At 58.6% G+C, this 11,015-nt stretch carries 12 protein-coding genes and 3 tRNA genes; 12 read left to right on the top strand and 3 right to left on the bottom strand.

Annotation, left to right across the window (positions count from 1 at the left end; all coding sequences use genetic code 11):
• The first annotated feature begins 209 nt into the window (after positions 1-209).
• From Q0Y09_RS11725 to Q0Y09_RS11700, 6 genes are all read left to right on the top strand, one after another.
• Positions 210-608 carry a helix-turn-helix transcriptional regulator gene (locus tag Q0Y09_RS11725; protein ID WP_297721841.1) on the top strand — a complete coding sequence of 133 codons (399 nt, stop codon included), beginning with the start codon at positions 210-212 and terminating at the stop codon, positions 606-608.
• The gene (locus Q0Y09_RS11720; RefSeq protein WP_297721844.1) at positions 605-973 is read left to right on the top strand and encodes a PBECR2 nuclease fold domain-containing protein; all 369 of its coding nucleotides are present in this window, start codon (positions 605-607) and stop codon (positions 971-973) included. Before Q0Y09_RS11725 ends, Q0Y09_RS11720 begins: the two co-directional genes overlap by 4 nt.
• 336 nt (positions 974-1,309) lie before the next feature.
• A complete protein-coding gene (locus tag Q0Y09_RS11715; RefSeq protein ID WP_297721838.1) occupies positions 1,310-1,639 on the top strand; it encodes a helix-turn-helix domain-containing protein in 330 nt (109 codons plus the stop codon).
• Between the two features lie 245 nt (positions 1,640-1,884).
• A complete protein-coding gene (locus Q0Y09_RS11710; protein ID WP_297721835.1) occupies positions 1,885-2,142 on the top strand; it encodes a type II toxin-antitoxin system RelB/DinJ family antitoxin in 258 nt (85 codons plus the stop codon).
• Positions 2,135-2,395, top strand: coding sequence for a Txe/YoeB family addiction module toxin (locus tag Q0Y09_RS11705; protein WP_297721832.1), 261 nt, complete (start codon positions 2,135-2,137; stop codon positions 2,393-2,395). Before Q0Y09_RS11710 ends, Q0Y09_RS11705 begins: the two co-directional genes overlap by 8 nt.
• 448 nt (positions 2,396-2,843) lie before the next feature.
• Positions 2,844-4,331, top strand: coding sequence for a recombinase family protein (locus tag Q0Y09_RS11700; protein WP_297721829.1), 1,488 nt, complete (start codon positions 2,844-2,846; stop codon positions 4,329-4,331).
• Positions 4,332-4,652: 321 nt separating this feature from the next.
• On the opposite strand, the gene Q0Y09_RS11695 is transcribed toward Q0Y09_RS11700, so the two are convergent.
• From Q0Y09_RS11695 to Q0Y09_RS11685, 3 genes are all read right to left on the bottom strand, one after another.
• Positions 4,653-6,005, bottom strand: coding sequence for a short-chain fatty acid transporter (locus Q0Y09_RS11695; protein ID WP_297721826.1), 1,353 nt, complete (start codon positions 6,003-6,005; stop codon positions 4,653-4,655).
• A gap of 418 nt (positions 6,006-6,423) precedes the next feature.
• Positions 6,424-7,701, bottom strand: a complete 1,278-nt coding sequence (locus Q0Y09_RS11690; RefSeq protein WP_297721823.1) for an adenylosuccinate synthase — start codon at positions 7,699-7,701, stop codon at positions 6,424-6,426.
• Positions 7,702-7,789: 88 nt separating this feature from the next.
• Positions 7,790-8,461 carry a hypothetical protein gene (locus tag Q0Y09_RS11685; protein ID WP_297721820.1) on the bottom strand — a complete coding sequence of 224 codons (672 nt, stop codon included), beginning with the start codon at positions 8,459-8,461 and terminating at the stop codon, positions 7,790-7,792.
• 191 nt (positions 8,462-8,652) lie between these two features.
• On the opposite strand from Q0Y09_RS11685, the gene Q0Y09_RS11680 reads away from it, so the two are divergent.
• The 6 genes from Q0Y09_RS11680 (at position 8,653) to Q0Y09_RS11655 (ending at position 11,000) form a co-directional block, all read left to right on the top strand.
• Positions 8,653-8,964 (top strand): YerC/YecD family TrpR-related protein, encoded by a 312-nt coding sequence (locus tag Q0Y09_RS11680; protein ID WP_297721817.1) that lies wholly within the window; start codon positions 8,653-8,655, stop codon positions 8,962-8,964.
• Positions 8,961-9,713 (top strand): class I SAM-dependent methyltransferase, encoded by a 753-nt coding sequence (locus Q0Y09_RS11675; protein WP_297721814.1) that lies wholly within the window; start codon positions 8,961-8,963, stop codon positions 9,711-9,713. The genes Q0Y09_RS11680 and Q0Y09_RS11675 overlap by 4 nt, the downstream gene beginning before the upstream one ends.
• Before the next feature lie 6 nt (positions 9,714-9,719).
• Entirely contained in the window at positions 9,720-10,604 is an 885-nt protein-coding gene (gene hslO / locus Q0Y09_RS11670; protein ID WP_297721811.1) for an Hsp33 family molecular chaperone HslO, read from the top strand.
• Positions 10,605-10,745: 141 nt separating this feature from the next.
• Positions 10,746-10,821, top strand: a tRNA-Val gene (locus Q0Y09_RS11665).
• Between the two features lie 23 nt (positions 10,822-10,844).
• A tRNA-Asp gene (locus tag Q0Y09_RS11660) sits at positions 10,845-10,921 on the top strand.
• 3 nt (positions 10,922-10,924) lie between these two features.
• Positions 10,925-11,000 (top strand) — tRNA-Phe (locus Q0Y09_RS11655).
• Positions 11,001-11,015: the final 15 nt, after the last annotated feature.

Here is an 11,015-nt window from a genome sequence, read left to right as displayed (position 1 = left end):
GAAACAAGGGTAAAAGCCATTTGCATGGTTTCGAGCGTCGCCTTTTGTTGTCGTTTCAGCTGCTCGATCTCCTCATCCTTTACTTTAAGGACCCAACAGTTTTCGCACCTCATTTATGTCACCTCCCCCCTGTTGACCTCTTGTCAACCTCTGGCCTAAGCATATTCCAACTTTGGAATACTATATTCCAAAATCGGAGGTTTTATTTTATGGGCTTTGCACAAAACCTGAAATATCTCATGGAGCATTACGGCCTGACCAACTATCAGCTGGCGAAGGAGCTCAACTGCTCTCCGTCCTCTGTGGCCAACTGGCTGAGCGGAGTTTCCCGGCCCCAGAAGCGGACCGTCACCATGATCGCCGCAAAATTTGATGTGTCCGAAGAGGACATATGCGGGGACCCGATCCCACACATCAAGGGGGAAATACGCCTGCGGGACACCGCCCCTCCGCATAAAATCGCACCCACTGACCAGAAATCCTCGTCGAACCCAGACCTTCTTCAAAAGCTGGAGATGCTTTCACCTGAGGACCAGGAGGAGATCCAACTTCTCATCGAGATGAAGCTGGCCCGCAGGAAACAGGGGCAAGGGAGTGGTCAGCCATAAGGGTCGTTGGAAAAGTAACCGCGCAGGTGGCCAAGCTACTGGGCCTTGCCGCGCCTGTAAACCCAAACATCTACCTTGGTGACTCCAACCTGGAGCATATGAGGAGCTCTCACCCCTCTGATTTTGCAAAGTATGGCACTGAGCTGATCAACATTCTCGCCTATCCTGATTATGTCGGTACAAATCCAACCGACAGCTCCATTGAGTACGTCAAGGAATTTCTGATTGACGGTGAGTATGTGAAGGTAGCTGTCAGTCTTTCCGGGCGGGGTGTATATTTCGCACGTTCGCTTTATGTACTTAATCCCAGGCGGGTTTCCAATTACATTGCAAAGGGCACACTGACATTGCAAAGGGCACACTGAAGAAGATTGACTAAAAGTCAAAAATGTGGTATAGTATAGTTGCAAAAAGCGTAGAATGATTTGAATGGAAATAGAGGACGGAACGGGCAGCCGTCGCCCATTTGTGGAGATGTGGGAGTGTCGCCCCACCTATTTTCATCCAAAGCATCAGGCAAGCAGCTTCGGTTGCTTGCCTTTTCTATTCCCTCCCCTGCTGACCTCTTGTCAACCTCTGGCATAAGCATAATCCTGATTTTTGTGATTGTCAATCACAAAACACGTTTTTCGTGATTATTAGTTTGTTGCACAATTATTGTTGCAAAGATTTATTAAAACTGACTAAGGGGGGTGATTGCGATGGACATTGTCGACAGAATCTTTGAATTAGCGAATAAAAAGTACCAAGAACAAAGAGATTTTGCCCATGCATTAAATATTGCGCCCCAAAGAGTAAGCGAATGGCGTCGCCGAAAATCGGAGTCCTATATGAAGCGTATCCCCCAAATCGCCGAAGCTTTAGAAACCTCAGTGGAATACCTCCTGACTGGTGATGAAAAAAAGCCCGCTGACCAACCGGCCAACGGGCGTGAAGCGGAGTTTGTTCAGTTGTTTGGGAGACTCACGCCTGAGCAACAGTCTCTGGTACTGGCCCAGCTGAAAGGGATCGTAGATGCGCAAGACAAGTAAGCTGCTTCTCCTCCTGGAGCTGCCGGAACAGCGCCAGCGCCTCGGTCAGATTATCCTTCTGTGCCATATACAGGTCTCCTCTCGAAGGGATGTTTCAATCTAAGAGGAAACAAGCGCAAAAGTTGTATGTTTGCGTACATCCAAGCACAAAAATAAATAGAATAAACGGTGTCCATGTTGGACGCCGAATCCATGTTGATGTTGTGCGTACATTGTGTTATACTATCCCAAAAGGAGCTGATCGTATGGCCAATCTCAACATCCGCATCGACGACGATTTGAAGAAGGACGCCGAGTCCCTGTTCAATGACCTGGGCCTGAATATGACCACCGCCACCACCATGTTCCTCAAGCAGTGTGTCTACCGCCACGGTCTCCCCTTCGAGGTGAGCATGGATCCCTTCTTCTCCGCAGTGAACCAGTCCCACCTGCGCCGTGCTGTGGCTCAGCTGGATGCCGCCGGCGGCTCGGCCCACGAACTGCTCGAGGTGGAGGATGGTTAAGATCTGGGGCGAAGAGGCATGGGAGGACTACCTCTATTGGCAGCAGCAGGATCGGAAGATCCTGAAGCGGATCAACCAGCTGCTCAAGGACGTGGACCGGAACGGCTATACCGGCATTGGCAAGCCGGAGGCCCTGAAGGGCGACCTCAGCGGATGGTGGAGCCGCCGCATCGACGGCACCCACCGTTTGGTCTACCGCATTCGGGAGGGCCGGGTGGAGATCGCCCAGTGCCGGACCCACTACGGCGACTGACAGAACGTAACGAGGCCGGGGCCACCCAGGCCCCGGCCTCTTACTCCCCTGTTTCGATTGACAGCGCCGCCTCAAGCGGCTAAAATAAAGACAGGGGCATTGTGTCAGACATGGCCAGCCCTGTTATGTGCTTGGAGTGGTCGCCGAACTTGTCAGGGTCCCGGCGATCACTTCTTTTTTACATTCATCATAAGTTCAATGACGCTGACCACAAAAGTCCCGAAAAGAAACAGGTCGGAATAGGTTACCACGATAGGCAGATCCTCCTTTCCTAGAGTCGGAGGATACGAAACAGCCTCCGCCGTTTGGCTGGGCCATGTCTGACTATTTTTATTATAGCATACAGTTTGGAGGACTACAAACGCCCAGCCAAATTTAGTGCAAAGCTAAACATTGACATGATGAATTATTGCCGAACATTTGTCCTATTCTAAAGCGAGGTGATACTATGGATGCCGCCCAATATTTGCGCAAGTCCCGGATGGAGGAGGGTATGGACACAGAGGAGGTGCTCTCCAAGCACCGAAAGGCCCTGGCGGAGTATGCTGCCGCCCACGGAGTCCACATCATTGAGACTTACTACGAGGTGGTCAGCGGCGAGAGCCTATACGCCCGTCCGGAGATGCTGCGGCTGCTGGAGGACGTGGAGGAGGGCAAGTATGACGCCGTGCTGGTAATGGACCTGGACCGGCTCTCCAGGGGCCGTATGAAGGACCAGGGCATCATCCTGGACGCCTTCCGGGAGTCGGGCACCCTCATCGTCACCCCGGAGAAGACCTACGACCTCTCCGATGATCTGGACGACGAGATGGCGGAGTTCAAGACCTTCATGTCCCGCCGGGAGTACAAGATCATCAACAAGCGCCTGCGCCGCGGCCTGCGCCAGACCATCCAGGACGGCTGCTACGTGGCCAACGCCCCCTACGGCTACCGGAAAGTCACCGTGGACCGTAAGCCCACCCTGGAGATCGTGGAGGAGGAGGCCAAGTTCGTCCGCATGATGTACGAAATGTATGTAGACGGCTTTGGGTGCGTCTCCATCGCCCGCCACATCAATTCCCTGGGGGCAAAGCCCCGGCGCACCGATGCCTTCAGCCGGAGTTCTGTGGCCAATATCATCAAAAATCCCACCTATGCCGGTAAAATCGTCTGGGACCAGAAGAAGCACATCCGCAAGGGCAGTAAAGGCAACCCCAAGCACATCACCATCTACCAGCCCCGTGAGCAGTGGACCATCGTGGACGGTCTCCACCCCGCCATCGTCTCCAGAGAGCTCTACGACAAGGCCCAGGCGGTGATGGCGGGCCGGTATATCCCGGCCTCCAACGACGGTACCGTCCGGAGCCCCCTAGCCGGGCTGGTCCGCTGCGCCAACTGTGGGCGCCACATGCAGCGCATGGCGGTGGGCACCAAGCAGCCCTATCTGCTGTGCAACACCCCCGGCTGCTGTGCCAGCGCCAAGTTCGACCTGGTGGAGCAGGCCATCCTGGACCACCTGTCCAAACTGCTGGCGGAGCTCTCTGTGGCCAAGCCGGCGGTGGCGGTCAAGGGGACCGATTACCAAGAGGCCCGTCTGGAGACCCTTCAGAAGGAGGCGGCGGCCACCGAGGTGCAGAAGGGACGGCTCTACGACCTGCTGGAGCAGGGGGTCTACGACGTGCCCACCTTCCGGGAGCGCATGGAGAAGGTAAAGGCCCGGCTTTCTCTGCTGGAGCGAGAGATTGCTTCCCTCCAGCGGGCTATCCACGCCGCCCAACTGACAGATCCGGCGGTCCTGGCCGCCCGCATCCAGGCTGTGCTGGACGCCTATCAGGAATCCGATCCGGCCCACCGAAACGCCCTGCTTCGGAGTGTGTTCGAGGTGGTCTGGTATGCCAAGGACAAAAAGAGCAAGCCTACCGACTTCCGCCTCCACTTCGACCTCAACGCCAACTGACCCAGTGCCTCCCCCATTCCCTTCTGGTCATCGGAATATTTGTTTATAAAGTGCTATATCTTCCTCCTTGCAGCTGTCGAAGATCTTCTTGGTGTGTATGCACACGGCCTCCCGGATGCAGGCGCTGTCCTGCACGGGACCAGGCACGACCTTTTCAGGCATTGCAATACCTCCTAAAATGGCGTTGGTCAAAGGCAGGGCGGTTTGCTCCGCCTCACTCCATTCTATGTACCCGGCCGGCTTTGGTGCCGCCCCCCTCGAACATAGAAAACCGCCCGGACCTCTGGTCCGGGCGGTTTTTGGCTCGTTGGGTTTTGATGCTTAGAAGAACAGGCCCCACACCAGGAAGCCGCCGCAGGCGACCACACCGGTAAAGAGCAGGACGATGACCAGGTAGCCCATAATGTTGCGGGCGGACAGGCCGGCCACACCCAGAGCGGGCAGAGCCCAGAAGGGCTGGATCATGTTGGTCCACTGGTCGCCCCAGGCGATGGCCATGGCAGAACGACCATAGTCGATGGCCATCTCGGTGGCGGCAGGCATCACGATGGGAGCCTGCACAGCCCACTGACCGCCGCCGGAGGGAACAAAGAAGTTGATGATACCGGCGGAGAGGAAGGTCAGCATGGGGAAGGTGATGTTGTTGGAGATATTGGTGAAGAAGTTGGCGATGATGGAGGCCAGGGAGACACCGGTCTCGGGATTGGCGGCCACCATCAGGCCCATGATGCCGGCGTAGAAGGGGAACTGGAGCAGGATGCCGGCAGCGCCGCCGGCGGCCTCGCCGATGGCGTCCACGTACTTGCGGAGATCGCCGTGGAGCAGGATACCCAGGAACATGAAGATCATGTTGACGATGTTCAGGTCCAGGTTGAAGCCCTTGGTGGCAAAGTAGTAGATGATATAGGCAAAGCCCAGCACCAGAGTGATGACCCAGAGGATCTTGCTGTGCTCGATCTTCTCAGCGGGGGTATCGATGGTGTAGACCTTCTCCTCTTCTTCCACCAGCAGGGCAGGGTCCACGGTGATGGTGTGGGCCGCATCGGGATGCATGGCGTAGTTGATGAGGGGCATCAGGATGAGGATGACCAGCACCATGCCCAGGTTCACGGGGTGGAAGATGGTAGAAGTGATGGGGGCGGAATAGGCCACGCCCAGGATCTCGGTACCGCCCTCGGCGCCCATCTGCAGGGGAATGGAGCCGGAGAGACCGGCGTGCCAGATCACGAAGCCGGAGTAGGCGGAGGCGATGAGCAGGGGGTAGTCCACGTCCTTCACACGGCGGGCGACCTCCTTGGCCAGCAGAGCGCCGGCGATGAGGCCGAAGCCCCAGTTGAGCCAGCAGCAGACGGTGGAGACGAAGGTGGTGACCAGGATGGCGCTCTTCTTGTCCTTGGCGATGGAAGCAATGGCGCCCAGGATCTTCTTACAGACCTTGGCGGAAGCCATGGCAGAGCCCAGCACCAGCACCAGAGCCATCTGCATGGAGAAGGACAGCAGACCCCAGAAGCCCTTGGCATTGCCCCAGGCATTCACCAGGTCCACAGGGCCCTGCTGGGTACCCACCATCGAGGCCACAAAGACCACAACAGTCAGGATGACGGCGAACAGGAACGGATCAGGAAGCCAGCGGTTGACGACCCGTACGCAGCCATTGGTAAACTTTTTGAACATGCGTTTCCCTCCTTAATCATTTGCAACCATGAACAAACCCCAACACAATTTGTTCACAATTTCGGTTCCCATTATATACGAAAAACGCCGTTTGTCAACTGACCCTCTCGCCCTTCAACCAAAAGCCCTCAAACCCGCTGCAGCCCAATCATTACGCCGTTTCTTTCCTTTTTGCTTTTTCGCGTTTTTCCCTGTTTTTCCGTCTCTGTTCCACTGTTCGCAACGCCTGTTTGTATATTAAGTGGAGAAAAAATCGTCACTTTTTGAGTCGAAAAGTGGCCAAAAACGGACCTTCTCAAGTGGTCCCACCAATTTAGCCGTTTCACGCTTTCTCCCGCTGTAACTAATTTACAGTTTTGTCGTTGAAACAGAAAAAACGTGCAGAGATGTTCTCTGCACGTTTCTAACAAAAGCATTTTTACCTTCGATAGGCAATTTCATGGCGTTTGGGACCGGTGGAGACGATGGTGATGGGCACGCCGATCTCCCGCTCCAGAAAGTCCACGTAATCCTTGGTCCGCCCGGGGAGGCGGCTGTAATCGGTCTCCCCCCGGATGTCGCACTTCCATCCGGGCAGGGTGGTATAAACCGGCCTGGCCCGCTCCAGCTGCGGGGTGACCGGGAAGTCCCGGGTGATCCTCCCATCGATCTCATATCCGGTGCAGACCTTGATCTCATCCAGATAACCCAGCACATCCACGGCGGTGAGGGCCACCTCCGTGGCGCCCTGGACCTTACAGCCGTAGCGGGTGGCCACGGCGTCAAACCAGCCCACCCGGCGGGGCCGGCCTGTGGTGGCGCCGTACTCCCCGGCATCGCCGCCCCGGCGGCGGAGCTCCTCCGCCTCGCCGCCGAAGAGCTCGGAGACGAAAACGCCTGCGCCCACGGCGCTGGAGTAGGCTTTGGTGACGGCGGTGATGCTCTTGATGTCCTGGGGAGCCACCCCCACCCCCATGCAGCCGAAGCCGGCCAGGGTGTGAGAGGAGGTGGTAAAGGGGTAGATGCCGAAGTCAGGGTCCTTCATGGCGCCCAGCTGGGCCTCCAGCAGGACCCGTTTGCCCTCAGCCAGGGCCTCCTTCACAAAGCCCATGCCGTCGCCCACATAGGGGGCGATCTGATCCCGCCAGCCGGTGATCTGGTCAAAAAGGGCCTTGGGGTCCACCGCAGGCTTATGGTAGAGGTGCTCGAAGAGCACATTCTTGATGGCGCAGACCTGCTCCAGCCGCTCCATGAGGCGGGGCTCGTCGAAGAGCTCGCAGACCTGGATGCCGTACTTGGCGTATTTGTCGGCGTAGAAGGGGGCGATACCCGACTTGGTGGAGCCGAAGGCGTGACCGGCCAGCCGCTCCTCCTCGTACTGGTCCTGGAGCACATGATAGGGCATCAGCACCTGGGTACGCTGGTCGATGATGATGTGGGGGGCGGGCACGCCGCCCTCCCGCAGGTGCCGGAGCTCCTCCAGAAACTTGGGCGCGTCCAGCGCCACGCCATTTCCGATAATATTGGTGATATGGGGATAAAAAACGCCCGACGGCAGCTGATGCAGGGCAAATTTCCCATAGTTGCAGATGATGGTATGGCCGGCATTGGCGCCGCCCTGGAACCGGACGACAACGTCAGATCCCTCCGCAAACAGGTCGGTGATCTTCCCTTTGCCCTCGTCGCCCCAGTTGGCGCCCACGATCGCTTTGACCATTGTGGTTCCCTCCTGTATCTTTCACGTTCCGTGAACTGATGTATTATATTCCATCGCCCTTAGAGATGCAAGAAAAAATTTTCCATTTTTAGGCTTTTCCAGGATTTTTCTGGCCATTTGAACGATCTGTTCCCAGGTTTTCATCCAGCGCAAATTCCAGGATGCCGCTGCTCACCGGCCCCAGCGCCCCCATGGGATAATAGAGGACCGGACCGGTATCCGTCAGAAAGAACCGGGACGGGTCAAAGCGGACCGCCGCCCGGTCCCCAGCGTCCCGGGCCAGGAAAACACCCTCTCGCCTGCGCTCCTCCAGCTGGGACCGAATCTGCTCCAGGACCTCCTCCCGCCAGGGCTCCGATGCCGGAAAACACTGGGCCAGGGTGCGGGGAAGACCGTCCCGCCGGGTCCAGGTCATGGTGGTCCGCACCGTCCGGGTCTCCCCGCCGCCCCGCCGCTCCCTGCCCTCCAGCCACAGGCTGCACACCTTGTTGTCCTCCCGGGTCAGCTTCCATGTCAGCCCGGCCTCCCAGGGGCGAAACGGACGGGCCTGGGCCCTGGCCTCCGTCCAGGCCGCGCAGGCCGACTGATAGAAGGCTCCCGCCCAGCAGCGGTACCACACCGCACCCAGCCGGGCGCACCAGCGTCCCATCCGCACCGCCCCCCGGTCCTCCTCCATCGGCAGGGGGACCGCCAGCTCCAGCTCCAGCACCGGCTCCCCCTCCCGATCCAGGCTCTCCTTCCAGCATATGTCTTTCCACACCGGTCATCCCTCCTCTTTTCAGTCTATGCGCCCCCCAAAAGCGGGACACTGCCTCATTTTATCCTTTACTTCGATAAACCGGTGTAGTAAAATTGAACTGGTACAGCCTCCCCCGGGAGGAGGGACCCGCCGCCAACATCACAGGGCCCGTTTGGCGGGCTCAGGACTACGAAAGAGGGTGTTTTCCCCTTATGACGAAAAAAACCAAAGAGAATGGCGACCTGCTCTATGAGAGCATCCTGACTCTGCGGGATCTGGACGAGTGCAAGCGTTTCTTCGAGGACCTGTGCACCGTGGCCGAGCTGAAGGCCATGGAACAGCGTTTCGAGGTTGCCCTTCTGCTCAATGACGGCATGATCTATAATGATATTCTGGAACGCACTGGCGCCAGCAGCGCCACCATCAGCCGGGTGAACCGGGCCCTGAACTACGGCGCCGACGGATACCGGCAGGTGCTGCCCCGGGCCAAGGAGCTCCGGGCCCAGGCCGGAGACGAGGCATGAGCAGCTACGAGTCCCTGGCCCTCCGGTATGACGCCCTCACCACGGACGTGGACCACGACGCCTGGGCCGACTATCTGGAAAAGCACTTCGCCCGCTGCTCCATCCCCATCCACACCGTTTTGGACCTGGCCTGCGGCACCGGCACCATGACCTGCCTGCTGGCCCAGCGGGGTTATGAGATGATCGGGGTGGATCTGTCGGCGGAGATGCTCACGGTGGCGGCTGAAAAGGCCCGGGCTCTCACCGGCGTCATCCCCCCCATGTTTCTCCAGCAGCCCATGGAGGAGCTGGACCTTTACGGCACCATCGACGCCTGCGTCTGCTGCCTGGACAGCGTGAACTATGTCACCCGCCCCCGGGATCTGCTCCGGGCCTTTGAACGGGTCCACCTCTTCCTGATGCCCGGCGGTCTCTTCCTTTTTGACGTCAACACGCCGGAGAAGCTGGAGGGACTGGACGGCGGCATGTTCATCGATGAGACGGAGGACACCTACTGCGTCTGGCGGGCCGATTATGCCCGGCGCAGCCGTATCTGCACCTACGGCTTCGACCTCTTTTTCCGTCAGCCCGACGGACTCTGGCGGCGGGAGGAGGAGGTCCACCAGGAGCGGGCCTACACCAGGGAGGAGCTCACCGGCATGCTCCGTCAGGCCGGCTTTTCCCACATTCACGTCTATGGTGACCGGAAGCTGCGGTCTCCAAGACCCGGCGAGGACCGGATATTTTTTGCAGCCCGAAAGGAATCATAAGCATCTATGGATGAAATTGTACGCATGATTACCGGCGATGGGGCCGTAAAGGCCATCGCCGTCACTGGAAAGGATCTGGTGGAGCGCGCCCGCCAGATCCACAAGCTCTCCCCCCTGGCCACCGCCGCCCTGGGCCGCAGCCTCATGGGCTGCTCCATGATCGGCGCTGCCATGAAGGAGGAGAAGGGCTCCGTCACCCTGCGCATCAAGGGGGGCGGACCTCTGGGAAGCATCATCGCCGTGTCTGACTCGGACGGCAACGTGCGGGGCTACCTGCAAAATGGCCAAGTGGAGCTTCCCCTGAAGGCCCCCGGCAAGCTGGATGTGGGTTCCGGCGTGGGCACCGACGGCTTTCTGACCCTCATCAAGGACATTGGCCTCAAGGAGCCCTACGTGGGCAGCGTCCCCCTGGTCAGCGGCGAGATCGCCGAAGACCTCACCGCCTACTTCGCCGCCAGCGAACAGACCCCCACCGCCTGCGGCCTGGGGGTCCTGGTGGACACCGACCAGTCCGTCCTCTGCGCCGGCGGCTACATGCTCCAGCTCCTCCCCGGCGCCGACGACTCCACCATCGACCGGCTGGAGGAGGCCGTCCGCCGACTGGGCCCGGTCACTGAGGTCCTCCGGCAGGGGGCCGACGCCGCCGGCGTGCTCTCCCGGCTGCTGGATGGCATGGAACCCGAGCTGCTCTCCCGGGTCCCCGTCTCCTACAAGTGCTACTGTGACCGGGACCGGGTCTCCCAGGCCGTCATCAGTCTGGGAAAGGCCGAGCTTCAAGACATGATCGACAAGGAGGGCTCTGCCGACCTCACCTGCCAGTTCTGCGACAAGGTCTACCACTTCTCCAAAGAGGAGCTGATAGACCTGCTGGCCGAGGCCACCGAGGATTGATTTCTTTCCCGTCCGGGAGGGGCGCTCCGGCCCCTTCCCGGCGGACGGGAAAGAAAAAATGAAAATTTTTGATTTTAGTGTTGACAGAACGGGAAGTGCTTGCTATAATAACTTTCGCCGTCTGACAAGAGCGGCCAACAGGGGAGCATAGCTCAGCTGGGAGAGCGCATGCCTTACAAGCATGATGTCACAGGTTCGAGCCCTGTTGTTCCCACCATGGGTCTGACCCAAAACCAAAATGGCGCGGTAGTTCAGTTGGTTAGAACGCCGGCCTGTCACGCCGGAGGTCGAGGGTTCAAGTCCCTTCCGCGTCGCCATTTGCCTCTCTAGCTCAGTTGGTAGAGCAGGGGACTGAAAATCCCCGTGTCGCTGGTTCGATTCCGGCCGGAGGCACCAGCATTTCCCCGGAGG

It is taken from the genome of Intestinimonas sp. (assembly GCF_026169115.1).
Classification (GTDB): Bacteria; Bacillota; Clostridia; order Oscillospirales; family Oscillospiraceae; genus Intestinimonas.
The sequence above is the reverse complement of the archived record's forward strand: the minus strand, read 5'-3'. Positions and strand labels throughout refer to the sequence as shown.